The following is a 26823-nucleotide window of genomic DNA, read 5'->3' on the forward strand; positions in this document are numbered from 1 at the left end:
TTCCGCTACGTTACATAATTTGTCCACATTGGGTGTAAGTTTGAGAAGCATGAGTCCATTGCCGAAAGTACAGAAAAATGTGGATACAATCATAAGTGGCGGTTAATATGAAGGCTGTGGACACAGGCGATATCTGCGATATCAAACCATTCGACAGGTTTTCGCGTGCATGATATAGTAAGAGCAGAACAACGCTGAAGGTGTGGTGACAAAATGAGCGTAACAGAGATAAAACTCACTTTGGACGATACATATATGAATGTGATTCATTTTGGCAGCGGAAGTGAAACGGTAATTATCATATCGGGAGTCAGTCTGACTGGCCTGGAGGGTCAGGGGGAAGCAGTAGCCGAGGCATATCAGCTGTTTTCGGCGCAATATTCTGTCTACCTGTTCGAGCGCAAGAAGACCCTGAAGGAGGGGTATCACGTTGAAGATATGGCAGAGGATGTTTCCCGGGCAATGGAGCTGCTCCATTTGGATTCTGCATATGTTTACGGCGTTTCACAGGGAGGGATGATCGCGCAGGTCCTTGCGATCAGACATCCTGAAAAGGTGAAGAAGCTGGTGCTGTGTTCTACCATGAGCAGACCCACAAAAACCATGGAAAGGGTAGCGAAAACCTGGCTGGAGCTGGCCGGTAAGCAGGATGTGGTGGCACTGAATCGAAACTTTTTTCAGGTTGTGTACTCCACGTCTTTTCTGGAAAGTGTAAAAAGTCTTCTCCCTTCACTGGAAAAGGCCGGAAGTGCGGAGGATTGCGCCCGTTTCTGCATTCTGGTGAAGGCTCTTTTGCATTTTGATGTGTACGAACAATTGGGGCAAATCAAATGTCCTGTACTGGTGCTTGGAGATAAAAAAGACCGGACAATAGGAGTAGAGGGCTCTTACGAAATCATGGAAAAGTTGGGCTGTCCCGGTCATATATACGACCAATACAGCCATGCTGTATATGATGAAGCCTCTGATATAAAGGGGAAAATCGTCGCTTTTTTAAGTGACTCTTTTTGAAAATATCCAACGAAGGGGAAGCAAATGATCCGGGAGCGTTTCGGAAAAGGCGTGAACCCCATAAAGAACTGATTTGATCGTTGCAGGGCAGCATGGCCGAAAGGTGATGCCGCCCTGCTTTTTTGTAATCCTGTATGCGTCTATTCCATAGAAACATCGGTGAACCAATTGAATATTAGAATTGTAAACCTATATAATTTAACTGGTTGACGAATATGGAGAGGAGATGGTATACTAGGTATTGTTTTTAGAAAGGGGAAATGAGAACCGCCATCCATTTCGAGATGGAGCTTCTCATACGTGGAATAAAATGACGACCAAAGAAAAGCTGCTGGAATTATTCGAATCCAGCAGAGATGTCTATTTATCCGGCGAGGGTATTGCTCAGAAGCTCTCCGTCTCCCGAGCTGCTGTCTGGAAAGCGGTCAAAGCTCTGCAAAACGAGGGTTATCCGATCGATGCCGTAACAAAGAAGGGCTATTGTCTTTCCAATCAAACAGATATCCTGTCGGCACAGGGCATCCGTAAATATCTGCGTTCTGAGATTCAAAATAATGAAATCTGCGTGATGGATGTGGCGGAGTCCACCAATGCTTCTGTGCGGGATAAGGCCAATATGGGCAAACCGGAAGGCTATATGATCCTTGCCAATGAGCAGACCGCAGGTCGTGGCAGACTGGGGCGAAGCTTCTTTTCTCCCAAGGATAGCGGCATATATATGAGTTTGCTTCTGCGTCCGGGAAACTACTCATCCAAACAGGCTGCCCGAATCACCACGATGGCTGCGGTTGCAATCTGCGAAGCGATCGAAGAGGTATCTGAGGAAAAAGCAGAGATCAAATGGGTGAATGATGTTTTTGTCCGTGGTAAAAAGGTTTGCGGCATTCTGACAGAGGGAGCCTTCAATCTGGAAAGCGGGTTGCTGGATTATGCTGTGCTTGGGGTTGGAATCAATGTTTATCAGCCGCAGGGTGGCTTCCCGGATGAGTTGTCTCCCATTGCCGGAGCTGTTTTTCAGGAAAAACAGAACGACGCAAAAAACAGACTTGTTTCCACCTTTCTGAACCGGTTTTACGGTTACTACCATGCGGGCGATTCAACAGATTATGTGGAAGAATACCGGAAGCGAAGCTTTGTGATCGGCAAACAGGTTACTTTAACGGCATTCAATGAATCCAAAAACGCCGTTGTTGTTGGTATAGACGAGGAATGCCGTTTGCTTGTGAAATATCCGGATGGCACACAAGAGTGTTTTTCGTCCGGTGAAATCAGTGTTTGTGTTTAAAACAGGAGGCTATATGCGCAAAAACAAGACAAAAGAGTTGGTGCTGTGCGCCCTTTTCGTTGCTTTGATCGCCGTGGGTGCGTTTATCAAGATTCCGGTCCCGGTGGTTCCGTTTACGCTGCAGCTGCTGTTTACAATGCTGGCGGGACTTCTGCTTGGTGGAAAGCTTGGAGCCTTATCCGTCTGTGCATACATTTTTATGGGGCTTATCGGTCTTCCGGTGTTTGCGGAAGGCGGCGGATTTGCCTATATCCTGAAACCGAGCTTTGGTTATATTATCGGCTTTGCAGTCGCATCCTATGTAACAGGCGTCATTGCCAACCAGGTTTCAAATCCGGGCTACAAACGTTTGCTGGCAGCAAACTTCGCAGGTCTGGGCATCGTTTACCTGTTCGGAATGGTGTATTATTACCTTATGAGTAATTTCTACCTGGGTACGCCGATCGGCCTGTGGCCGTTGTTTCTGTATTGTTTCCTTCTGGCAGTGCCGGGGGACATTGTGCTCTGTATTCTCGGAGTGTTTCTTGGAAAACGAATGATTCCAATCATCAAAAGCAACAGAGCGTGAGGGGACGAAAATGAATCTGAATGAACTGACAGCTGAAGTTTTAAGCGGAAAGCAAATTACAAAAGAAGAAGCGCTGTTTTTATATCAGCAGCCTCTCGCTGAGTTGTGCGAAAATGCCGATCAGATCCGCCGGCATTTTTGCGCCAATCAATTTGACATCTGCACGATTGTCAATGCCAAAAGCGGAAACTGTTCCGAAAACTGCAAATTCTGTGCGCAGTCCGCTCGCAACCATACCGGCGCGGCCACCTATCCGCTGCTTGCGAAGGAAGAGATCGTGGCACAGGCAAAGTGCAACCATGATCAGGGGGTTCTCCGCTATTCCATTGTTACTTCCGGCCGGCATCTTTCGGACAGGGAAGTGGAGGAAATGTGCGAGGCTGTCCGGGAGATCAAAGAAAAGGTAGGGATCTCGGTCTGTGTTTCCTTTGGCCTGCTGAAGGAAGAACAGTTTCGGAAGCTGAAAGAAGCCGGTGTAACAAGAGTACATAATAACCTTGAAACCTCCCGCAAAAATTTTCCGAACATTTGCACGACGCATACATTTGACGATAAAGTGCAGGCGATTCGGGCGGCACAGGCGGCAGGACTTTCTGTGTGCAGCGGCGGCATTATGGGGCTTGGTGAAACGGTGGAGGACCGGATCGACATGGCGTTCAGTCTGCGAGAGCTGGGAATTCGCAGTGTGCCTGTGAATATGCTGAACCCGATCCCCGGAACGCCGTTTGAAAACAACCGTAAGTTGACGGAGAACGATATGCGCAGGATCGTTGCCGTTTATCGGTTTATCCTTCCAAAGTCTTCGATTCGCCTTGCGGGCGGAAGAGGATTGCTGCCGGACAAGGGAAAAAGCTGTTTTACCTCAGGGGCAAATGCGGCGATTTCCGGCGATATGCTGACAACTGCGGGAATCACGACCAAAACCGATATGGCGTTGCTGAACGAACTGGGATATGAGGTGAAGATCTGCAATGAGTAAGAGTCTGTTTATCACCGGAACGGGAACAGATGTGGGCAAAACCTATGTGACGGGACTGATTGTTAAAAAGCTTCGTGAGGGCGGTCGATCCGCAGCTTACTACAAGGCGGCAATGAGCGGCAACGAGCGTCGGCCGGACGGCAGCCTGATCCCCGGCGACGCCCTGCAAGTGAAAACAATGTCCGGGATCGAACAGCCGCTGGAAGAGATGTGTCCGTATGTTTATGAAACAGCGGTTTCTCCTCATCTGGCAGCAAAATTTGAGGGGAATCCCGTTGAAATGGACTGCATTCTGGACCGTTTTGACCATGTGTGCCGCAGCTATGATTACATCACGGCGGAAGGCTCGGGCGGAATTCTCTGCCCGCTTCGGTTTGACGAGCAGAAAATTCAGCTGGAGAATTTCATCAAAGCCCGCAGCCTGGCCTGCCTGATGATTGCCGATGCAGGCCTCGGCACCATCAATGCAGTTGTGCTGACCGCTGAATACATGAAAGCCCGTGCAATGCCGGTGAAGGGCATTATCTTCAATCATTACGAGCCGGGAAATCCGTTGCATGAGGACAATCGGCGTATGTGCGAAACAATGACAGGATTGAAGGTGGTAGCCTGTGTCAAAGAGGGTGACACGGAGCTGGATATCCCGCTTGAATTGCTGGAGGAACTCTACGAAGAGAATGGAGGCACCGAGAAGTGATCTGGTTTCCATACGAACAGATGAAAACAATGAAGGCTCCTTATAAAATCATCGATGCGGAAGGTGTTTATCTGTATACCGAAGATCAGAAGCTGATCGATTCCGTGTCGTCCTGGTGGAGCGTGATTCACGGATATAAACACCCGGAACTCAATCAGGCCATTGAAACACAGCTGAAAAAATTCGCTCATGTCATGCTGGGCGGATTGACACATGAATCTGCCCGCAAGCTGTCGGATAAACTCCAAAGCTGGCTGCCGGGGGATTTGGACTACTGCTTTTTCTCGGATTCCGGCAGTGTTGCGGTAGAGGTCGCACTTAAAATGGCGCTGCAATATTACACGAATCGGGAAGAGATGCAGCGCACCATGGTGCTGGCATTGGAGCACGCCTATCATGGCGACACATTCAAAACCATGGAAGTAGGCGATGATGAGGATTACCATTTTGTTTTAAAAGCATATGGTGAAAGCAAAAACGTTGTTCACATTCCCACCGAAATCGCGGCACTGGAGCAGGCATTTGCAGAGTATCACGACCGGCTGAACTGCTTTATCGTTGAACCCCTGCTGCAAGGGGCAGGCGGTATGAGGATGTACGATGTTTCCTTCCTGAAACGGGCAAGAGAGCTTTGTGATCAGTATGATGTGCTGCTTGTTTTCGATGAGGTCGCAACCGGCTTCGGACGCACCGGCAATCGTTTCGTTGCCGACTTGGTTTTGCCGGATATTCTCGTGCTCGGTAAGGCTTTGACCGGTGGATACATCGGCCATGCTGTCACCGTTGCAAACCGAAAAGTGTACGAAGGCTTTTTTGATGATGCCCCCTCGCATGCATTGATGCACGGGCCTACCTTTATGGGCAATGCGCTGGCGTGCAGTGCGGCCTTGAAGTCGATTGAAATCTTTGAATCGCAGGATTATATGGGCAAGATCCGAAAAATCGAAGAAATCACCCGGCGGGAAATGGAAGGCTTTTCCGATCCACGCATTAAGGAGATTCGGATGATGGGTGCCTGCGTGTGCATTGAGGTCTATGATCCCGGTACGATCAAGGGGTACCAGAAATTCGCGTATGACCGGGGAGTGTTCAGCCGCCCGTTCCTGAATTATCTGTATGCGATGGTTCCCTATGTGATTCAGGAAGAGGAACTGGTAAAGGTTCTGAACACAATGAAGGAATGGTTTTTACAAAACCCTTAACAAATCGCGTTTGCGCAAATAGGTCGTTTCTTCTTACCAAGGGTGCTGCAGAGTGATCTGCAGCACCCTTGATCTGTCTTACGGCCATTAATTCAATCAGAGTGAGTGCTTCTATCATAGAAAGAAAAGCCGTGCGGCATGACTGCTTCGTCATACCACACGGCAATAATTGTTTGAGAGCGCCATTTGCTATTCCGCTTTCCGTAAGCGGGTTACAATCGTCTCCCGGCTCAGAAGCTGGTACATTCTTTTCGGTGTGAAGTAGCAGACCGCCAGTACCGCAAGAGCGATAACAGCCGCAGGAACGACGGGATAGGTAAAGATGGCAAAATCCACCTGTTGCTGAAACAGGTCGAAGATGCCGCACGCGATCAGATTGCCAAAAGAGAAGACAAGGCCAAGTGTTATAACTGTATAACAGAGCCCTTCGCCGATCAGCATTGCGCGAATCTGTCTGCGCTCCATCCCGATGGATTCCAGTATGGCCAATTCGCGTTTGCGGGCTACCACACTTACCGACATGATATTCACAAAATTGAGAATACCAATCAGAGCGACCACGAGAGAGATGCTGCCGCCGAGACTCAGGATAGCTGTTTTGGCGCGATTGAGCTCAGCCATGGCTTCCGCTCTGGATGTGAGGGAGATGGCGGAATTCTCCTCGGTGAGCTGCTGCAGTGCAGTCAGAACCATCTGTTCATATCCGCTGGAGACATTCAGTTCAAGCTGCAGGGCTGCCGGGTCACCAAACCATTTCTGCATTGCTGTATTCGATACGACGATTGTAGGAGCAAGGCTGGCACCAACTCCCTTGTAATCGAAGGGCACAAAGCCGCCAAGAGAAAGTGTGATTTCCGAACGGTCTGACAGCGAGCTTCCTTCCCGAGAACAGGGGAAGATCGTGAGATGCTGGATGCGGGAGAATACCTCCGGCTGGTCTGTGGCGATCAGTGCAATTTCTCCGCGTTCAAAAGCTTCCCGGTCGATTGGTTCTCCGAGCGTATTCTGGTACGCTTCCAGCGTTTCGCCGTCAACGCCGAGAATGAATCCGTTGAAGTTATTCGCGAGTTCCTGCTCGGATAATCCGGCGACCTGTTCCTGTAAGGGATGGTTGGCAATATATTCCTTGAACGAGGAAGAATATTCCAGTGTTGCCTCTTCCCAGGTCGTCAGATGGAGATCCTCCACGCCGGGAATGGCGCGTATCTGATCCAGCAGCGACGCGCTGATTGTTTGTGCCGGCCATGCGCGGTTTTTCAGTACAAAATCACTTTCAAAGGTGGAATCGATGTAGTTTGATACGTTGCTTCCTGATCGTAAAAATTAAACCATTCGACAGGCTTTCGCGTGTGTGATATAGTAAGAGCAGTATAAGATTGAAAGTGCGGTGGTAAAATGGGTGCAACAGAGATAAAACTTCCTTTGGACGATACGTATATGAATGTGATCCATTTCGGAAGTGGAAAAGAAACAGTAATTATCATATCGGGAGTCAGTCTGACCGGCCTGGAGGGTCAGGGGGAAGCAGTAGCCGAGGCATATCAGCTGTTTTCAGCACAATACTCTGTTTATCTGTTCGACAGAAAGAAAACCCTGAAAGAAGGCTATCGCGTTGAAGATATGGCGGAGGATATTTCCCGGGCAATGGAACTGCTCCATTTGGATTCTGCATACGTTTACGGCGTTTCACAGGGCGGAATGATCGCGCAGGTCCTTGCGATCAGATATCCTGAAAAGGTGAAGAAGCTGGTGCTGTGTTCTACCATGAGCAGACCCACAGAAATCATGAAGAGGGTAGGGAAAACCTGGTTGGAACTGGCTGGTAAGCAGGATGTGGTGGCGCTGAATCGAAACTTTTTTCAGGTTGTGTATTCAACGGCTTTTCTGGAGAGTGTAAAGGATCTGCTTCCATCTCTGGAAAAGGTCGGAAGTGCAGAGGATTGCTCCCGTTTCTGTATTCTGGTGAAAGCTCTTCTGAATTTTGATGTGTACGAGCAACTGGAACAAATCAAATGCCCCGTACTGGTGATTGGAGATAAAAGAGACCAGACAATAGGGGTAGAAGGCTCTTATGAAATCATTGAGAAGCTGGGCTGTCCTAGTTATATCTACGACCAATATAGTCATGCCGTATACGATGAAGCCCCGGATATAAAAAGAAAAATCATCCAGTTTTTGAGTGACTCTCTTTGAACAAACAGGGTGGTTCCTACCAAAGGAACCACCCTGTTCACGTTTGCAATACACGATTCTGCCTTAAGAAATCAATAAGTTTCTGAAAATGAAAATCAAATGAAGAAATTCAATTTATAAAGTGCGATATTTAAGAAAAAAGCAGCGGTTGCCAATAAACACACAAGTGTGATGGGCATTCCCCACAGGGCAGCAGCCCAGAACGCCAAAGGATGTTTCCCGAAATAAACAGAGAGTTCTTTTGTGAAAGAAGAAAACAGGAGGCTTTGAGAAGAAAATACGGTATGCTTTGTAAGCTGGCTTTCCTGCGTTGGATGAATTCTTTCTGCCGCAATATGGCTTGATTGCATCATAATAGCTGCACCTCTTTCGACGCTTTTCATGGTCATACTATAGCACATAGAGGTCAAAGAAGCCGCTAGGAAACTTTTTGGCTTGCTAAGATTTTGTTAAGACGGTTATCTTAATGGAATCTTAATGCGCTGATGAGCCTTCTTTACATTATTTCAAGGCAGAGTGTGGTAAAATAAAGACAAAAATGAGAAGCGGGCGATGGAAGATTGGACAATTGGTACGAGTCGGAATACGAAAAAGCAGATAAACCGCGTCAAGGCCGTTTGAAGATATTTTTTGGCTATGCTGCTGGAGTGGGAAAAACTTATGCGATGCTGAAAGCCGCTCATCGTGCGAAGGATCAGGGTGTGGATGTTGCAGTGGGTTATGTGGAAAAGCATACCCGCCCGGATACATTGGCGCTGTTGGATGGATTGGAACAACTCCCCACGTTGAAAGTAGAGTACAAAGGAATCGTCTTGAATGAGTTTGACTTGGATGCAGCATTGAAAAGACGACCTCAATTACTGCTTGTGGATGAATTGGCGCACAGCAATGCAGCAGGTTGCCGCCACACAAAGCGATACCAGGATGTGGAAGAACTGCTGAGAGCGGGAATCGATGTATATACGACGGTCAATGTGCAGCATCTGGAGTCGTTAAATGATCTGGTGGCTTCTATAACGCAGGTTGCCGTCAACGAACGGATTCCCGACTCGGCGTTTGATTCAGCTGACCAGGTGGAGCTGGTGGACATTGAGCCGGACGATTTGATTCTTCGGCTTCAAACGGGTAAGGTTTACCAGAGGAACCAGGCCTCCCGTGCGTTGAATCACTTCTTTACAAAGGACAATTTGGTAGCGCTGCGTGAGATTGCGCTGCGCCGCACGGCTGACCGGCTGAGCCGAAATGCACAGCGGACGGGAAACGAGACGGCGGCGAAAGCAGGCGAGCATATTTTGATTTGTCTTTCCAGTTCGCCGTCGAATGCAAAGGTGATTCGTACAGCGGCACGGATGGCGGAGGCGTTTCACAGCAGCTTTACAGCGCTGTTTGTGGAGACGACCGAGACAAAGGAGCTGAAGGGCGAAAACCTGAAGCGTTTGCGCGGTAATCTGCGGTTGGCAGAACAGCTTGGCGCACAGATCGCCACCGTTTATGGAGATGACCCGGCGGTACAGATTGCCGAATATGCAAAGGTCAGCGGTATCACAAAAATCGTGCTGGGCCGTACGAATCACAAGTCCACAGTTTTTTTGAAAAGCAAAACACTGGTGGATAAGCTGACGAAACTTGCCGGTGACATTGATGTATATATCATCCCAGACACACAGCCGCTCTATAAAAAGAAACTATCCTTCATTCATATAGAAGATCATAAATTCCGCTGGACAGATTTGATGAAGGTCGTTCTGATTACGGCGGCGGCCACCGGAATCAGTTTTTGCTTCTATACATTGGGGCTGCGAGAAGCAAATATCATTACGGTATATATCTTGGGCGTTTTGCTGACGGCAATCTGGACAAACGGACATCTCTATGGCGCGCTGGCATCGTTGCTCAGTGTTATCTCGTTCAACTTCTTCTTTACGGTACCGCGCTTCACATTGGCAGCAAACGATCCGGATTACCCGGTCACGTTTTTGATCATGCTGGTGGCCAGTGTGATTTCCAATACATTGGCCACACGGGTTAAAAAGCAGGCGCGCCAGTCTGCCCAGAAGGCATATTATATGGAATTGCTGATCAACAGCAATCAAAAGCTTCAGCAGGGGCGTGATGAGCAGGAGATCATTCAGATCGCGGCAGAGCAGGTGAGTGCACTCCTGGATCGGCCGGTGCTCTACGCTTTGGCGATGAAAGGACAGGAGCTTTCTTTTCAGGTATCGCCGCAAAGCGAAGCAAACAAACAACTCAGTGCAATGACGCCGGAAGAAAAAGGGGTTGCAGACTGGGTAATAAAGAATAACAAGCATGCGGGCGCGACCACAAATACGCTCTCTCATGCGCATAATCTGTATCTCTCTGTCCGGGGAAACCAGGAAGTAATGGGCGTGATTGGCGTTCCGGCAAAGTATTATCCGCCGCTGGAGGTTTTCGAGAAAAACCTGATGATTTCGATTCTGAATGAATGCGGCCTTATTCTGGAACGCAGGAGATTGCGGGATGAAAAACAGAAAATCGCGCTGGAGACGCAGCGGGAAAGGCTGCGGTCCAACCTGCTGCGAGCGATTTCCCATGATCTGCGCACACCGCTTACCAGCATCAGCGGAAATGCAGGCGTTTTGATGGAAAAGAGCATCGCGCTGACGGAAGAGAAAAAGCAGGAAATCTACGAGTCGATTTACGATGATTCCATGTGGCTGGTGGACCTGACGGAAAATCTCCTGTCCATTACAAGGATAGAAAATGGCACGATGCATCTGCAGATGAATGCAGAGCTGATTGACGATGTGTTGCGGGAGGCAATTGCGCATGTGGATCGCCAGGCTGCCAGACATCACATTCAGGTGAACCTGGAAGATGATTTGCTGATGGCAAAAATGGATGCCCGGCTGATTGTTCAGGTAATCATCAACATTGTGAATAACGCCATCAAGTACACTCCGGAGGGGTCTCACATCTGCATTTCCGCTGAAAAAGAAGACAGAATGGTATGCATCCACATTGCAGACGATGGACCGGGCATTTCGGATGAAGCAAAGGTGCATCTGTTCGACATGTTCTACACCGCCGGGATTGGAAAAGCCGACAGCCGGAGAGGCCTGGGCCTGGGGCTCAGCCTGTGCCAGTCCATTGTGGAGGCGCATGGCGGTGAGATTTTTGTGGAGAACAATGAGCCGCATGGAGCAATATTCTCCTTTACATTGCCTTTAGAGGAAGTGAATTTAGATCGTGTATAAGCCGAAAATTCTGGTAGTGGAGGATGATCCAGCCATTACCAATCTGATTCGAACCACTCTGGATACCCAGGAATATCAATATCATACAGCAAAAAATGGCGCAGAAGCATTGCTGGATGCGGTTTCTTATAATCCGGATGTGATCATACTGGATTTGGGTCTGCCGGATATGGATGGTGTGGAAATCATCCATAAGATGCGTGGCTGGAGTATGGTTCCGATTATCGTGGTAAGCGCCCGGAGTGAGGACCAGGATAAGGTGGAGGCGCTGGACGCCGGGGCGGACGATTACCTGACCAAACCGTTCAGCATCGATGAACTGCTTGCTCGATTGCGGGTGGCATTGCGACGCAGCCGTGCAGAGGAAGGTGCAGCCCAGACGCAGAGCAGCATATATCGCAATGGCGGAATTGTGATTGATTATGCGGCCGGCTGCGTATATATGGAAGGAAACGAAGTCCATCTTACTCCCATTGAATATAAGCTGTTGTGCGTACTTGCGAAAAATACGGGAAAAGTGCTTACACACAACTACATTTTGAAAGAGGTGTGGGGGAGCGTGCTGGCTTCCGATACCCCTTCGCTTCGTGTGTTCATGGCAACCCTGCGCAAGAAGATTGAGAAAAATCCATCCGATCCCAAATACATTCAGACTCACATTGGCGTTGGATATCGAATGATCCGGCAATGATATCGTAAAAAATTGATTTAAGGCAGCTCTGGTTTCAGAGCTGCTTTTTTGTTTCAAAAGGCCTGGAGAGCGCTTTTACAAAGCGGCGGGATCGTCTTAACAGAACCTTTATACGGTGCATGAAACGCTAAGACCAATTTCACAAAGAAGTTGGTAAAATGATTTTGCAAAAACGAAAACAGGAGGATACCGTTATGATGGATCTTATTATGATCGCGGTTTTAGCGGGCTCTGTGGGCCTCATTTATTTGCTGATTGGCTGGTGCCAGAAGCAGGTAGACCGGAGCGAATAAGGAGGAGTGAAGCCATGATCGTTCTTGGTGTAGTTGTTGTGTTCCTGGGTGGTTATTTGGTCTATGCTTTGGTACACCCGGAAAATTTTTAATGCTTGCAGGAGGAATTGAGTATGCTGCAAATCATCTTGACCATTATCCTTTATTTGATAATGGTAGTTCCGGTGGGTACTTATGTATATCATATTGCGGCCGGAAAACACACCTTTGCCGATCCGGTGTTTGACCGTGTGGACGGCGTTATCTTCAAAATTGGCGGCGTAGATCCCGCCAGCGGGATGAGCTGGAAACGCTATGCGGCCGCTCTGGTGGGAACCAATGCGGTAATGATTCTGCTGGGATATATTATTCTTCGTATTCAGAGCATTCCGCTGTTTAACCCCAATGGAATTGAGGGAATGAAGGAGTCGCTTTCGTTCAATACCATTATCAGTTTTATGACCAACACCAACCTGCAGCACTATTCCGGTGAATCCGGTTTGTCGTACCTGTCGCAGATGCTGGTGATCATCTTTATGATGTTTGTTTCCGCTGCCACCGGTTACGCGGCCTGCATCGCGTTTATCCGTGGTCTGGCTGGGAAATCAAAGGACAATGTGGGAAACTTTTTTGTGGACCTGGTGCGGATCATCACCCGCGTGCTGCTGCCGTTTTCCATCGTTGGAGGCCTTTTGCTGGTATGGCAGGGCGTTCCTCAGAATTTCTCCGGCAATGTTGTCGTGGATACCATTGAAGGAACCAAACAGGTCATTGCCATGGGTCCCGTTGCCGCCTTGGAGATCATCAAGCATTTGGGAACCAACGGCGGTGGTTTCCTGGGCGCCAACTCCAGCACACCCATCGAGAACCCGACAATCCTTTCCAACCTGATTGAACTGTATTCGATGATGTTGCTTCCCGGTGCCTGTGTGATTACCTTCGGCAAAATGGTTCGTGACCGCAAGAAGCTGGAGGAACAACCGGAAAAGACTGCACATAAGAGCCTGAGTGTTTGGATGTATGGACGGGAAGGCCGCAGCATTTTTGCCGCCATGGGAATCCTTTTTGTGATTGGTCTGAGTGTATGCTTCTGGGCGGAATCGCAGGGCAACCCCGCTCTGGCAGATGCAGGCTTGAGCCAGTCCATGGGCAGCATGGAGGGCAAAGAAGTGCGCTTTGGCATTGCGCAGTCCGCCTTGTTTACCACGACGACCACGTCGTTCACCACCGGCACGGTAAACAACATGCATGATACGCTCACCCCTCTGGGCGGCATGATCCCGATGCTGCACATGATGCTGAATGTGGTGTTTGGCGGTAAGGGTGTCGGCCTGATGAACATGATCCTGTATGCGATTCTGGCCGTGTTTATCTGTGGGCTGATGATCGGCCGGACTCCGGAATATCTGGGCAAAAAGATCGAGGGCCGTGAGATGAAACTCACCGCTCTGTGCATCATCATTCATCCGCTGCTGATCCTTGCGTTCTCTGCACTGGCTGTGGGAACACAGGCTGGTCAGGCGGGAATCACGAACCCTGGCTTCCATGGGCTTTCGCAGGTGCTGTACGAATATGCTTCCTCTGCCGCAAACAACGGCTCCGGTTTTGAAGGCCTGGCGGATAACACCCTGTTCTGGAATATCACGACCGGTCTGGCAATGTTCTTTGGCCGCTATTTGTCCATCGTAATCCAGCTGGCGATCGCAGGCTCTCTGATGAAAAAGCGGTTTGTCAATGAATCCGCCGGTACGCTGCACACCGATACGATGAGCTTTGCAGTGATTCTGGTGTTTGTGGTCTATATCTTTGCAGCGCTCACATTTTTCCCGGTGCTTGCACTTGGCCCCATTGCGGAGCATCTGACCCTTTGGGCGTAAGGAGGAACCCCTATGAGCAAAAAAAATCAGAAGCTGGTCACGCCGGATATATTCCGGCAGGCGCTGATCGGCTCCTTTGTAAAATTGAATCCCGTATACATGATGAAAAATCCTGTCATGTTCGTGGTAGAGGTCGGCTGTTTTATTACACTGCTGCTGTCCTTCTTCCCGGGGCTGTTCGGCGATGTGAGCACCGGCACGAACCTGCGGCTGTATAATATCATCGTTTGCGTGGTGCTGTTTATCACGGTTCTGTTTGCAAACTTCGCCGAGTCTGTTGCCGAAGGCCGGGGCAAGGCACAGGCCGCAAGTTTGAAGAAGACGCAGAAGGATACAAAGGCCCGACTGCTGATGCCGGACGGCACCGAAAAAGAGGTGCTGTCCAGCGAGCTGAAAAAGGGTGATGTGGTCATGGTCTCCGCCGGTGAAGTGATTCCCGGCGATGGAGAAGTGATCGAAGGCATTGCATCTGTGGACGAATCCGCCATTACCGGCGAGTCCGCGCCCGTAGTTCGTGAGTCGGGCGGCGACTTCTGCTCGGTGACCGGCGGCACGACCATTGTGTCGGACTGGCTGAAAATCCGCATCACTTCGGATGCCGGCAACAGTTTTCTGGACCGAATGATTGCACTGGTGGAAGGAGCTTCCCGCAAAAAGACCCCCAACGAGATTGCGCTGAATACGTTGCTGGTTTCCCTGACGATTATTTTTCTGATCGTTATCGTTACGCTTTATCCCATTGGCATTTATTCCGGCGTTCAGCTGCAGACCTCTACGCTGATTGCGCTGGCGGTTTGCTTGATTCCCACAACGATCGGCGGTCTGCTCTCCGCCATTGGCATCGCGGGTATGGACCGCGTTACCCGGTTCAATGTGATCGCCATGTCCGGCAAGGCGGTGGAAGCCTGCGGCGACGTGGATACCATGATTCTGGACAAAACCGGTACCATTACTTATGGCAACCGTCTGGCCGCCGATTTCTTCCCGGTAGGCAGTGCGAACCGCAGTAATCTAATCCGCTGCGCAGCACTGACCAGTCTGCATGACGATACTCCGGAAGGCAAGTCCACGTTGGAGCTGGCGCGTCACCTGGGGGATGACAGCCAGGAGACCAGCGGCTCGGAGTTCATCGAGTTTACAGCCCAGACACGGATGAGCGGCGTTGATCTGCCGAATGGTACGAAGGTGCGCAAGGGCGCGGCGGAAGCAATCGAGAAGTATGTGAAAGCGCTGGGCGGCACGATTCCTTCGGACCTGCATGAGCAGGTGGATAAGATTTCCAGCCTGGGCGGTACGCCGCTGACGGTATGTGAGAATGACCGTATTCTGGGCGTGATCTATCTGAAAGATACGGTGAAGCCCGGTATGGTGGAGCGCTTTGAGCGGCTGCGTGCGATTGGTATCAAAACCATTATGTGCACCGGTGATAACCCTCTTACCGCGGCGACCATTGCAAAAGAAGCAGGTGTTGACGGATTCATTGCCGAGTGCAAGCCGGAGGACAAAATCGATGTGATCAAAAAGGAGCAGGCAGAAGGCAAGATCGTTGCCATGACCGGCGATGGTACCAACGATGCTCCTGCGCTGGCACAGGCAAATGTGGGCCTGGCCATGAATTCCGGTACGACTGCTGCAAAGGAAGCGGCCAACATGGTGGACCTTGACAGCGATCCGACCAAGATTCTGGAAGTGGTTGAAATCGGCAAGCAGCTGCTGATCACCCGCGGCAGCCTGACCACCTTCTCGATCGCGAACGATATTGCCAAGTATTTTGCGATTATCCCTGCGATGTTCATGATCTCCATCCCTCAGCTGAAGCTGCTGAATATCATGAATCTGGCTACACCGAACAGTGCGATTCTGTCTGCGTTGATTTTCAATGCAATCATTATCCCTTGCCTGATTCCTCTGGCGATGAAGGGTGTAAAGTATCGACCCATGTCTTCCGGCAAAATGCTGGCCCGGAACATGCTGATCTACGGTTTGGGCGGTGTTGTTACGCCTTTTGTGGGAATTAAAATCATCGATACCTTGATTGCCCCTCTGCTCAACGCCATCGGCCTTGGGCTCTAAGAAAGGATGCGAACCCCTATGAAAGAATTTTTACACGGCACACGTCAGGCGGTTAGTGTGACAGTTGTTTTGATGCTTATCTGTGGCCTGCTTTTTCCCTGCCTGCTCACCGGTTTGTCCTCGGTGCTCTTTCCGCACCAGGCGGGCGGCAGCCTGATTAACGTAAACGGCACAGCGGTTGGCGCGGAACATGTGGGCCAGGAATTCACGCAGGACTGCTATATGTGGAGCCGTCCGTCTGCCTACCACTACAATGTTTATACCGAGAGCGAAGACGGCAGGAAATACTATAACGACGGCACAGAGTTTGGCGGCCTTGCTTCCGGCTCCAACAACTATGCGCCTTCCAACCCGGCACTTGTGGAGCGGGTGGAAGCCGATATGGAGGCATTTCTTGAGAAAAATCCTGGAATCAAGCGCGAGGATATCCCGACCGACCTTCTCACCGCATCCGGTTCCGGCCTGGACCCGCACATTTCTCCTGCATCCGCTCAGATTCAGCTTCCCCGCATTGCACAGGCCTCCGGTTTGAGCGAAGAAAGTCTGCAGGAAATTGTGAAGCGCAATACAACGGGAAAATTGCTTGGCGTATTCGGTGAGGAAACGGTGAATGTGCTGAAGGTAAACATTGAGATCGCGCAGGCCATGGGAACTCTGTAAATAAAGAAAGGAGCGGCCCATTATGATGGAGATGCATGCGTTCCAGAACGCGAAACAGCTCGAGATTCCATCCCTGGTTGGGCCTGAAAAGCCCGCTGCAAAAGATCTTCTTGCGTTTCTGTATGATATGAGTGTATGGACAAAGGCCAGCCCACAGATCATTGTTGGCGGACAGAGAGAAAGTGATGTACTTTATGCACTGTTTCGCGGTGTTGCATTCGTAGAGCTGGATTTTTGGCAGGTATTTGGCTCGGAACTGGCGATGCTGATGACGCGATGGAAAATTGATGCGTTTACAAATGCTGATCCAACGCAGGAAAGTGTATGGCTTGCTCTGGAAAAACAGGACGCAACGCTGTATGGGCGCTTTGTTTGCGAATTGTCTGCGAATCGCCAGACCAGGCCAGGACATTAAGAAGTTTGTTTCAATCAACGGATTGGAACAATGGGATTGCAGCGCTGGAATGGGAGTATCATGCGTTTTTGGAACAGGAGAAGATCCCAACCATTTGGCAAAATTGCTGCTTCTGTTATGGCGGCATACTGGAGATGCTGAAATATTCCGATTGTGTCCAGGCGCTTGATTTTCAGCAGAAGAAAACGCTGTGGTCAGGTTTTTTGAGAGATCGGTTTGATTATGCGGAATTTGAGTGGGTTTATCAACTGATTTGTCAGAATCGCCTGAACGACCGTGTTGAATGAGAGCTTTCTCTGCACGCAGCATTGCAGGATCAGGGGTACACAGTTGATTTTGCTGAATCCGAGTTTAAACTGTATAATGGTCAAAAAAGACCTTGTTACTTCAATTTCGACAGCCATCAGTATGCGCAGCGTGCACTGCTGAAAATGATGTTTCCGCTTAATTTTTAAAAGAAACAGCAAAGGGGGACGCATGAGATACATGCGTCCCTTCAAGCTGTGTAAAAGTAGGAATAAAAAATCGTGGCCCGATTCTGTTCCATGCAAATTAAGGAATAAAGAAACACGGCAGCAAGACCTTAATTTCCGCCAGGAGCTGTTGGAAAGACGAAATAAAAACGCCTGAACCATTCGCATTGGATAGAATGTGCTGGCATGTACCATAATGCAAAATGTAAGTTCTCTGAGTAAACGATAGTGGTATACTCAGAACAAAAGAGGGCCGGCGGGGTTACACACCCGCTGGCCCTTTTTATGCTGCTTGCATCGTCCTTTCAATTTGTGAACAGTGTATTCTTTGAATCAGTAATTCGTACACCAAAAGTCCTGCAGGGATGTGTAACGGTCATGGATCAGAAGGTGATTCTGATCCGGACCAATGCCACACAAAAGCTTTGCTCGTTCCATCATCGAAAGGGGAGGAAGACCCTGTGCAGCTCGATAGCCAATAAGCTCGCAGGGAGTACCGCTCCGGAACACAAAAACACCTGCCGGCTTATCCGCGAAACCGTGCCAATCCAGCGCCGGGCTATCCGGTGTATCACGGATTTCTTGCTGGAAGAAATCCAGATCCGCTGCATCATCGGAATCTTCTTCAGCAGGCATTTCCTTTTCCGCTTCGAAATCCCACAAGCCCATTGCATCCATTTCATCAAGTTCATACAGGAATTCCTCATCCGGAACAGAACGGATCTCGCAGACCAGTCCTTCTTCCTCATCAGGAGCTTCTACATCCTCCCATTCAGGCGAATCTGCCCAATCCTCCGTTACGTTTCCATTCTCAGCATGCGCACTCATGTTGATGCCCAGCAAATATTCCACTGCGCCCATGTCAATTGTGAGCCGCGGATACATTGCGGCCACCTTATACAACCAGTGCAGCGGAGGGGCATTGAGGGTTTGAAATTCAAATACAACGGACTCGCATCCTTCTGTCCACTCCATATCCTGCAACGTTACATCGTCCAGCACATCTCCATAACAGCCCCAGCATTCGTAAGGGTCTTCATCCACATCGCAAGGCACAAGTGCTTCCAATGTAAAGCAAAGCTTCGGAGACTGTTTCTGCCCATTGGTCCGGTGTTTCAGCGTGGCATAAATGAATGTTTTCAGCTCTTCGCTGGGGCCAGACACTTTCATCGATACACTGCATTTGTTTGCCATTGTTTTTTACTCCTTTTCTTTTAAAAAATCATATAAAAAAGCCACTCCATGACAGTCCGGCAATGCCGCCGCAATCACAGAATGGCTTTTTATCATAATATTGCAAGCTCCAAAGGGCGCACTTAGAGTGGGCAGTTTCGTTGCCCAAAATTCGCGTTGGATTCCTGCTTACCTGTATTATATGAATTACATCTGCAGATATCAATCAAACTTCTAAATTTTTTTTCAGAAGATGCCCTGTGCAGCTGTATCAACCCGCTTGCGGAGAATTTCCTGCACCTCCTGCATCAGCAGCAGTCCCGCGGAAAATCCATATTGAAATGCATCGCTGCATTCCGTATCACAGACAATCAGCGTCTGTTCCAGCATCTGGTCCACCAGTGCCATATCCTCCTCACTCAGATTGTTCCGCAGATCTTTCAGGAGCTGTTCAATCTCCCTGCCCGCCTGTTTGTGCCGACCGTTTCCTTCCATGTTGTTTTCACAGGGAAGCAACTCTCCCCGGTAGATTGCATCCAATACCATGCGGATTTCCTCCTTTATCACAGAAGCTGCTTTTCTTTGTGGGTAGCAAGAGAGAAGTTGTAGGGCGCACTGGGCCGTCCGTCCGGGAAGTTGGGCGCGGGCAGGGTATTCAGAATGCGCACCATCTCCTGCAGTCTGTCAGAATAGCCGTTTGTCAGCAGGATTCCCCGGGTGGGCTGAATTCCCTCCAGAACCAGACCGTCCCAGTACATCCGCAGCTGGTACAGATCCTTCGGTTCCGCCTTTCGAGTCTTCAGCTCATAGATATCACATTTTCCATTTTCTCCTTTGTCCACCACATCCACGCGGGTACCGGTGGGCCAAACACAAATCTCGCTGGTTACCTCATCCTCAGGGTTTGCTGCCTTGAGAATTTTCATCCACTTCTTTTTCAGTTCATCCTCGCTGAATGTGGCGGCGTTTTTCTGCGGCGGGAACTCTGCCAGCGCTTCAAAGACCTTGTCCCAGTCCGGGTCGTTGCGGTCGATACCGGTCTTGTTGTTCAGAGTGGCAAGAACACCGCGGGGCAGGTCCGGCAGGATCAGCTCGCCCACAAAATCGTTGTAGCTGTTGTGCCGGGAAATGGGCGTGCCGTCTTCTTTGTGCCAGATTTCACCCAGCTGAGCGGTTGCAATCACCCGCTTGCCCAACCGAATATCAATGCCCTGCGTGGGCTGGGTTCCCTGATAGTAATACCGGGCCTTGCCGCCCAGTACCAGATGATCCCGCTTGGATTTATCGAGGGTACCGTGGACATAAATCACCGGTACAATCTGGCCGCCCAGTTCCACTTCCAGCTTTTCGGTGCGCGCCATCATCATGGGTGCCTGGATGGGCGGAACCAGCATGCTGCTCTGGCCTACCGTTACCGCGATCTTGGCGCTGGGCTCCAGCGTGACCGGATCCAGTTCCAGGTAGCCCCGGTACGCAACGCCCAGATGCTCGATCAGCCACAGCCGGAGAGTGGCCAGATCACTGAGCTTTCGGTTGCCCTGCCGCTGCAGGGTGCGGGCAATGGCCATCGGCACCCGCACATAGATGACCGTGGAGGGATCGGGCCACTGAAGATTCAGGCCCTCGGGCAGCTGAAGATTGTTTTCCTCGGTTACGGTCATCTTCAGGTCAAAGGGGCCGCTCACTTTGTAATAAGGGCCGGTCTGGCTGCGGGTGTAGATGCACCAGTCACCGGTGCCGCCGGACAGGCAGGCCAGCGCATTGTTGAGACCGTAGCCGTGCTCATTCAGGCGGCTGTTGGTCAGCGGAGCACTGCCTAGCTGAAGCGCATTGGTGAGTGCGGCAAGATCCATGCCACAGCCCCAGTCGGCCACTGCCAGGTGAATATAGTTCTTGTCCGCATCAGGTGCCAGCGCCACGCAGATCCGAGCCTTTTCGCCCGCCAGTGCGGCGGCGAGTGCATCGTCGCACCCCTCGAGGACACCCTGATGGCAGAGCATTCCCTGACGGGCCAGCCCGACAAAGGCATTGCGGGTGATGTTGATGGCGATTTCGTGGCTCTCGTTGGTGGCAGCGGTGATGTTGTTCATGTTCTGGTTGTTCATATTGAATCCTCTCTTTCTTATTTATAAGGAATGTGGTTGATCCACTGCCCTTTTCCGGCTTGTTTTGTTGCGGCCGGCATGCTATGATGAGAGGGCAGATTGGATTGTTTTATCTGATTGGTGTCAGGGAGTGTGTTCCCTTGTCTATGGTTTAATTATAGAATACTTATATCAGTATGCAAATTGACAAAACGTTAAAATACTGCTATAAGTATGTAGAACAATTGTACAATATGCATACTTATAGCAGTATTCTGCAGAAAAGAGGGTTTTTTATGAGTGGAAAAACTTCCAGCGCAGCCAAAAATCGATATAACGCTAAAGCATATGACCAGATTCCACTTCGCGTAAAAAAAGGCCAGAAAGAAATCATTCAGAAGCGGGCGGAACAGCTGAACAAGAGTGTGAACGGTTATATTACGGATTTGATTGAAGAGGATCTAGCCGGCAGCAATTTGCTGGAAGAGTGAATCTAAAAAAGCAGCAGCCATACATAGTAATAAAAAACCAGGCACAGAGCCGCCTGCTGAGGTGAATCTCTGTGCCTGGTTTTTTGTTTTTATGATGCCGTGATCTGAACGGCGTTTTCACGAACCTGATTGATTGTTTCCAGCAGGGAGGTTCTGGTTTTTGCGTCAAACAGCTTGATAAAGCTGACCGGCTTGTCAAAGGGCGGCCTTGTCAGCTCCGCCACATTCTCCATGTATCCGTTCAGTTCAATGTGATGGATGATTTTGTTCACAAACGCAATCTGCTGCTGATTCAACGACTGGTCATTGATGAAGGAGGAAAACGCCTGCATTGCCGCTTCATGGTCCAGCTTGGCGATTTTGCGAATCAGCAAACCGAAGGGCGTATCACCAAACTCGCGGGCATAGTCTTCTTTGCTGCCCAGCTCGCTGGTTAATACCCGCTCCAGCTCCTGATAATCGCCCAGCGTCAACGGAATGTTGTGCGTCAACTTGTGAATTGCCAGCGTGTCGCCATGCTCGTTGACATACCGGTTGACCTTTAACCGGTAATCCTCGAAATCATAGGCGGCATCCAACTGGATGCCCTCCTGACTGTCGATGATCGGGTCGGTCAGTTTGGTGACAATGCGCTTCTGTTCACCGCTGCCTTCGTCCAAAAAGCGAATCAGCTCCCGAAGCTCTTCCCGGACCCGCTCAAACAACAGAACATCGCCTGCATCCCAGAACCCATCGGTCTGGATTTCTCGCAGCAGCGGCAGCTTTTCCTGAATCTGTGGAATGCTGGCCTTGCGTTCCAGAAGGGAAGCGGTGTCACACAGCTGCTTTTTGGCATACTTGAATGCGGGCATCTGTTCGATGTGCGCCAGTATCAGGCCATACATAAAGTTGTCAAACCGTTTTGCAAACTCGTCCGCTTCTTCGGAGCGCACCAGCGGTGCAATCTGCGTCAGAAGTTCGCCCTTGTCGCCCTCACTGATGGACACAAGTGATTCCGGCTTTTTGTATTTCTCCACCGCCTTCATCCGAAGTTTTACCGCAATCAGGTCGGGGCTGAGGGCCAGAATCTGCCGGTGACAGGTGTTGACAATCTCCTTACGCCATGTCTGATAATCCTCCCCGGCAAAGGCGCTTTCCTGCAGCGCCATGGCGATTTTGATTTGCTTGCCGAAGATGTTTTCCGACAGCGTTTTGGTTTCTCTGGTTTCGTAGCCTTCTTTGTGCTGCCGGAAGTATTCGAAGTTGCCGCAGTAGTCAAAAATCAGGAAGCGTCGCTTGTCAGTATAAGTTCCGTCGATTTGGTCCACGCAGGCCAGCCCTTTGCACAGCCGGGTGCCGCGGCCAATCATTTGCCAGAACTTTGCCTTTGACCGAACCTTTTTGAAAAACACCAGATTGACACATTCCGGCACGTCGATGCCGGTATCCATCATGTCCACCGATACGGCAATGTGCGGTTCTTTTTCCGGCTGCTTGAAATCGTCGATGATGGTCTGGGCGTAGGCGTCATCGCAAATCACCCGCTGAGCGAAGCTGCCCCGGTACTGGGGGTACAGCTTATTGAACCGCTCCAGAATAAACTCCGCGTGTCGCTTGTTCTGGGCAAACAGGATGGTTTTCCCCAGACGGTCGCCGCCCGCCACCTTGATGCCCCGGTCCATCAGGTCCTGCAGCACGATGTCCACGGTGGTTTCGTTGAACACAAATTTATTGAGGGCAGCGGAGGGGATAAAGTCCGGCAGCTGACCGTCCTCGATGAAATCATCCTCATATCGCTCTTTGTCCTCTTCGGACAAATCATCGTAGGAGATGCCTTCCTCCAGAAAACGGGTCTTGACCTCGTAGTTGTAATAGGGAACCAGCACATGGTCCTGCTGCACTGCCGTTTCATAATCATAGGCATAGGTGGGCACGCCGTGTTCCATCTCGAAAAAGTCGTAGGTGTTCCGATCCACATCGGTTTTCGGCGTGGCGGTCAGGCCCACCATGAAGGCGTCAAAATATTCAAAGATGGCCCGGTACTTTTTGAAGATGCTCCGGTGGCTTTCGTCAATGATAATCAGGTCGAAGTGCGCTGGAGTAAACAGCTGCCGCCCGTCCCTGGATTTGGTGTCATCAATGGCATTGAGGATGGTTGGATAGGTGGAGAACACAATGCGGGCGTTCCGATCGTCCTTGTTGGAGCAGAGGTTGCACAGGGACATATCCGGCAGATAGTTCTTGAAATCGTCCTTTGCCTGCTTCACCAGTGCGGTGCGGTCGGCTAGGAATAGGATGTTGGTTACCCATTTGCCGCGGCTGAGCACATCGGTCAGGCTGGACGCAGTTCTGGTCTTGCCGGTGCCGGTGGCCATCACCAGAAGATGCTTGCGGAACCCCTGTGTAATCTGTTCGCACACCGCCCGGATGGCTTCCTTCTGGTAATACCGGTCGGTGATTTTGTCGTCAATGGAAACGCCCATCAAATCCATCCGCTCGGTGCGGCGGTTCATCAGCTTTTGCAGGTCGTCCTTGCTGAAAATGCCGCTGACTTTCCGCTGCGGGGCGGTTCGGTCATCCCAGAAGTAGGTCTCAAAGCCGTTGGTGGTGAACATCATGGGACGGCGGCCAAACTTCCGTTCCAGACAATCCGCATACAAAACTGCCTGTTTGCGCCCGATGTTGGGGTCCTTGCTGGTGCGCTTGGCTTCCACCACCGCCAGGGGCAGGCCATCCTTTCCAAACAACACATAGTCGCAGAAGCCCGGCTGACCGGGTACTCCGGCCATATCCTCCACGCGATACTCCTCCTGCACGTCCGCATCCGGGCCGGTAAATTTCCAGCCCATCAGCTTCAGGTCCACGTCGATGTAGATTTTGCGGGTCTTGAATTCCGAGAGGTCCTCCGGCTGGAAGGTGCGCTCCTTCTGATGCTGCTCCTTTTCGGCGGTGTAGCGGGCGGACATCTGCTCGATTTGCTTGCGCAGCGCCTCGATCTCAGCATCCTTCTGGTCCAGCAGGCTTTCCTGTTCCTTGATTTTCCGGGTGTCCACCGCCACCTTTTCGGTGGGGACAAGGCTCTCGTCAAAAGTGCGCTCCTGATAGTCCGCGCCATAGCAGTAGTCAATCCACTGCACAAACTCAAACAGACTGCGCAGGGAAGTAAGCGCATCGCTCGGCTGAACGCTGCGTTCGGTATGTACCGCCAGATTGCCCAACTTGATGATAAACGGCATCTTGCCCCAGGTGTCGGAGTCCACAGCAAAGCGGAAGGTCGGCTCGTGAATTAGGGATTGCAGATTGTCCTTGTATGGCATTTTCATGGACTTGTCCGCCGCATAGACCCACTTCACCGCCAACTCCAGCGCCTTGCGGCAGCCCACCGCACACATGGCCGGAGCGGAGGAATAGATTTTCTCGGCTTCCATGCAGGCGGGGGCGAAGAGAACATATTCAGATTTGGTTGCGAGGAAGGAGAAATTGGGCATGCAGATACACCTCTTCACTTAAACAAATCAGGTTCTTTATTATACAAATCCACTAGCCAAGGTTGGGGAACAAAATCCACAGGCTCTATGTAGCCAGGTCCAACAAACATATATGATTGAACCTGATGAATAAAACCATTACTTATTAAGTACTGTGTGGTTCCCGCAGTATAATCAAGCTTCATTTTTTTGCTCCTGCTACGAAGAAGACCTATAAGAATATTTTTACAATCGCTAGAAAGCTCAATATATTGTTTTCTTAATTTTTTCCTTATTCTGCAATTTTCAAGCTTTTTAACTACTTCACTTATTCCAATGGCCGCAATTAATGATATGGAAACCAAGAAAATAAAACTTATAATTCTTTTCCATGATTCAGGCAAATTACTAAGTGCCATTTTAGATAAAACTTTTTCTGGCAAAAATAGAATAAGTCCACTGGCGACCAAAACAGAGATCAATGCAGGAGTTACCTTTTTGAATTCGCCAAACACTTTTTCTATCATATCCCCAATAGATTTATCAGATGACAATCGACCCACCTTCTTTATCAAAATATTCTTGTATCAGCGCCTTTTTCAGCGTTTCCAACTTTTCAAGACTGCGGTTGATAGTTTCTCTTTCTTTTTCTATTAAATTAAAAAAATCGACGAACGCATTTTGCGCTTTGATAGGTGGTAGGTTGAAGCACAGCTTTTTTATAATTGATAAATTAAGTCCGTCCATAATTGCGCCTTTAGCTTGCTTTGCTAGTTGCTTTCGTATTTCTGGATGCATCTGGAACGCACAGCATACAAATATTGGATGTGCTTGACTTCTATCAATTGTTAGACAAGCCAAATGCTTTGTGTTAATCGCTTTTGGAATATCGTCAGGTATTACAGCAGAACGTCCGACAGTTCCCATTATTGTTATTATGACATCACCAGGTCTAACAGTGTACCGCTTTAGCTGTTCATATTTTTCTTCTGTAATATACCTCATACGATTATATGAAAATTTGTTTTCAACTGCATTATCAATTCCAAGAACGAAAATACCACTCTCAACAAATTCATTGTGATGTAAAGCGCTTCCAAAAGGACCCGTCCTCATATTTATAGATATATCAGCCATAGTAATATTTGGCCAATTCACAATATCTACTGTGTTATAAAACTCATTTACAAACCTTGCCTTGACCATCTCATCCAGCTTATTCAGCTGCTGGTGGCGTTTGTCAATCAGGTCGCTGACCTTGTCCAGCACGGATGCAATTTTGAGCTGTTCATTAGCTTCTGGAATCGAAAGAGAGATGTTTAAAATATACTGCTTTGAAATATGTTTGAGGCCGGCACCTTTAAATCCATTTTCTAAAATTTGCATATTCCCAGATAAGTATAGGTAAATGAATTTCAACAGCCGTTTTTCTTCTGCAAAAAAAACCAAACAATCCGTCGAAGTTGCAAATTTTTCTTCACAAAAATGTATGCTAGCATTTCCTCCTGTTCCAAATATTAACGCGGGTTTATCATATTGATAGTCATCGAAAAACTTATTTTGTGAATTGCTGGATGTAAAAAACTTATACTTCCCTGTATTTTTTCCTTCACCAGCTTTGATTTTGGATTTGGGTTGCAGAATCAGAATGTCCGATAATTTGATAGCAGCTTTATTCATTCAGCATCCCCTCCAATTCCGCCAGCCCTGCGGTGATCTCCATTTCCAGCTCATGCAGGTCGGCCATCAGTTCCGTGGTCGAGGGGTACTCCACCGGCACATACTCCACCTTTTTGTACTTGTTGATGGACAGGTCATAGTCATTGTCCGCAATTTCCTGCTTCGGCACAAAGAAGCTCTGCTCGGTGCGCTGGCGGTCGGTTTCCTTGTCCAGATGATGGAACCGCTCGATGATGTCGGGAATATCGTTCTCCGCAACCTCGCTTCGCTTGTCGTCCAGAGAAAAGCCATCGGCCTTCATGTCGTAGAACCAGACG

The 26823-nt window shown here is 49.6% G+C and carries 25 protein-coding genes; 16 read left to right on the top strand and 9 right to left on the bottom strand.

Annotation, left to right across the window (positions count from 1 at the left end; translation table 11 throughout):
* Positions 1–213 precede the first annotated feature (213 nt).
* From J7G73_RS13150 to bioA, 6 genes are all read left to right on the top strand, one after another.
* Complete coding sequence (locus tag J7G73_RS13150; RefSeq protein WP_087181175.1) at positions 214–1011, top strand: alpha/beta hydrolase; 798 nt, start codon at positions 214–216, stop codon at positions 1009–1011.
* A gap of 310 nt (positions 1012–1321) precedes the next feature.
* A complete protein-coding gene (locus tag J7G73_RS13155; RefSeq protein WP_291246589.1) occupies positions 1322–2296 on the top strand; it encodes a biotin--[acetyl-CoA-carboxylase] ligase in 975 nt (324 codons plus the stop codon).
* Positions 2297–2309: 13 nt separating this feature from the next.
* Positions 2310–2864: a biotin transporter BioY gene (locus J7G73_RS13160; RefSeq protein WP_291246590.1), complete on the top strand. Its 555-nt coding sequence runs from the start codon at positions 2310–2312 to the stop codon at positions 2862–2864.
* 10 nt (positions 2865–2874) lie between these two features.
* Positions 2875–3843: a biotin synthase BioB gene (gene bioB / locus J7G73_RS13165; protein WP_291246591.1), complete on the top strand. Its 969-nt coding sequence runs from the start codon at positions 2875–2877 to the stop codon at positions 3841–3843.
* Positions 3836–4540 (top strand): dethiobiotin synthase, encoded by a 705-nt coding sequence (bioD, locus tag J7G73_RS13170; RefSeq protein ID WP_291246592.1) that lies wholly within the window; start codon positions 3836–3838, stop codon positions 4538–4540. Before bioB ends, bioD begins: the two co-directional genes overlap by 8 nt.
* Positions 4537–5742: an adenosylmethionine--8-amino-7-oxononanoate transaminase gene (gene bioA / locus J7G73_RS13175; RefSeq protein WP_291246593.1), complete on the top strand. Its 1206-nt coding sequence runs from the start codon at positions 4537–4539 to the stop codon at positions 5740–5742. Before bioD ends, bioA begins: the two co-directional genes overlap by 4 nt.
* 189 nt (positions 5743–5931) lie before the next feature.
* Here bioA and J7G73_RS13180 read toward each other — a convergent pair whose 3' ends face one another.
* Positions 5932–6930, bottom strand: a complete 999-nt coding sequence (locus J7G73_RS13180; protein WP_291246594.1) for an ABC transporter permease — start codon at positions 6928–6930, stop codon at positions 5932–5934.
* A gap of 249 nt (positions 6931–7179) precedes the next feature.
* Here J7G73_RS13180 and J7G73_RS13185 point away from each other — a divergent pair, with 249 nt between their 5' ends.
* Positions 7180–7935 (top strand): alpha/beta hydrolase, encoded by a 756-nt coding sequence (locus J7G73_RS13185; protein WP_291246595.1) that lies wholly within the window; start codon positions 7180–7182, stop codon positions 7933–7935.
* Positions 7936–8030: 95 nt separating this feature from the next.
* Here J7G73_RS13185 and J7G73_RS13190 read toward each other — a convergent pair whose 3' ends face one another.
* Entirely contained in the window at positions 8031–8324 is a 294-nt protein-coding gene (locus J7G73_RS13190) for a hypothetical protein (protein WP_291246596.1), read from the bottom strand.
* 171 nt (positions 8325–8495) lie between these two features.
* On the opposite strand from J7G73_RS13190, the gene J7G73_RS13195 reads away from it, so the two are divergent.
* From J7G73_RS13195 to J7G73_RS13225, 8 genes are all read left to right on the top strand, one after another.
* Entirely contained in the window at positions 8496–11171 is a 2676-nt protein-coding gene (locus J7G73_RS13195) for a sensor histidine kinase KdpD (RefSeq protein WP_291246597.1), read from the top strand.
* Positions 11164–11862, top strand: coding sequence for a response regulator transcription factor (locus J7G73_RS13200; RefSeq protein WP_291246598.1), 699 nt, complete (start codon positions 11164–11166; stop codon positions 11860–11862). Before J7G73_RS13195 ends, J7G73_RS13200 begins: the two co-directional genes overlap by 8 nt.
* Before the next feature lie 307 nt (positions 11863–12169).
* Complete coding sequence (gene kdpF, locus J7G73_RS13775; protein WP_140401662.1) at positions 12170–12247, top strand: K(+)-transporting ATPase subunit F; 78 nt, start codon at positions 12170–12172, stop codon at positions 12245–12247.
* Between the two features lie 21 nt (positions 12248–12268).
* Complete coding sequence (locus tag J7G73_RS13205; RefSeq protein WP_291246599.1) at positions 12269–14011, top strand: potassium-transporting ATPase subunit KdpA; 1743 nt, start codon at positions 12269–12271, stop codon at positions 14009–14011.
* 12 nt (positions 14012–14023) lie between these two features.
* Complete coding sequence (gene kdpB, locus J7G73_RS13210; protein WP_291246600.1) at positions 14024–16084, top strand: potassium-transporting ATPase subunit KdpB; 2061 nt, start codon at positions 14024–14026, stop codon at positions 16082–16084.
* An 18-nt stretch (positions 16085–16102) separates the two neighbouring features.
* Entirely contained in the window at positions 16103–16744 is a 642-nt protein-coding gene (gene kdpC / locus J7G73_RS13215) for a potassium-transporting ATPase subunit KdpC (protein ID WP_291246601.1), read from the top strand.
* 22 nt (positions 16745–16766) lie between these two features.
* Complete coding sequence (locus J7G73_RS13220) at positions 16767–17159, top strand: hypothetical protein (protein ID WP_291246602.1); 393 nt, start codon at positions 16767–16769, stop codon at positions 17157–17159.
* A gap of 68 nt (positions 17160–17227) precedes the next feature.
* The gene (locus J7G73_RS13225; RefSeq protein ID WP_291246603.1) at positions 17228–17446 is read left to right on the top strand and encodes a hypothetical protein; all 219 of its coding nucleotides are present in this window, start codon (positions 17228–17230) and stop codon (positions 17444–17446) included.
* 519 nt (positions 17447–17965) lie between these two features.
* Here J7G73_RS13225 and J7G73_RS13230 read toward each other — a convergent pair.
* The 3 genes from J7G73_RS13230 to J7G73_RS13240 form a co-directional block, all read right to left on the bottom strand.
* Complete coding sequence (locus J7G73_RS13230) at positions 17966–18826, bottom strand: hypothetical protein (protein ID WP_291246604.1); 861 nt, start codon at positions 18824–18826, stop codon at positions 17966–17968.
* 225 nt (positions 18827–19051) lie between these two features.
* On the bottom strand, positions 19052–19351 hold the full coding sequence (locus tag J7G73_RS13235) for a DUF6809 family protein (protein ID WP_291246605.1): 300 nt from the start codon (positions 19349–19351) through the stop codon (positions 19052–19054).
* 17 nt (positions 19352–19368) lie between these two features.
* A complete protein-coding gene (locus J7G73_RS13240; protein ID WP_291246606.1) occupies positions 19369–20910 on the bottom strand; it encodes a hypothetical protein in 1542 nt (513 codons plus the stop codon).
* Between the two features lie 275 nt (positions 20911–21185).
* On the opposite strand from J7G73_RS13240, the gene J7G73_RS13245 reads away from it, so the two are divergent.
* Complete coding sequence (locus tag J7G73_RS13245; RefSeq protein ID WP_291246607.1) at positions 21186–21380, top strand: antitoxin; 195 nt, start codon at positions 21186–21188, stop codon at positions 21378–21380.
* An 89-nt stretch (positions 21381–21469) separates the two neighbouring features.
* On the opposite strand, the gene J7G73_RS13250 is transcribed toward J7G73_RS13245, so the two are convergent.
* The 4 genes from J7G73_RS13250 to J7G73_RS13265 form a co-directional block, all read right to left on the bottom strand.
* Entirely contained in the window at positions 21470–24847 is a 3378-nt protein-coding gene (locus J7G73_RS13250; RefSeq protein ID WP_291246608.1) for a DEAD/DEAH box helicase family protein, read from the bottom strand.
* Positions 24848–24861: 14 nt separating this feature from the next.
* The gene (locus J7G73_RS13255; protein ID WP_291246609.1) at positions 24862–25380 is read right to left on the bottom strand and encodes a super-infection exclusion protein B; all 519 of its coding nucleotides are present in this window, start codon (positions 25378–25380) and stop codon (positions 24862–24864) included.
* Positions 25370–26506: a restriction endonuclease subunit S gene (locus J7G73_RS13260; protein WP_291246610.1), complete on the bottom strand. Its 1137-nt coding sequence runs from the start codon at positions 26504–26506 to the stop codon at positions 25370–25372. The genes J7G73_RS13255 and J7G73_RS13260 overlap by 11 nt, the downstream gene beginning before the upstream one ends.
* The coding region (locus J7G73_RS13265) for an N-6 DNA methylase (protein ID WP_291246611.1) at positions 26499–26823 on the bottom strand (325 nt) is incomplete at its 5' end. The genes J7G73_RS13260 and J7G73_RS13265, both read right to left, overlap by 8 nt.

The sequence above is a fragment of the Allofournierella sp. genome (genome assembly GCF_017889395.1).
GTDB lineage: Bacteria > Bacillota > Clostridia > Oscillospirales > Ruminococcaceae > Allofournierella.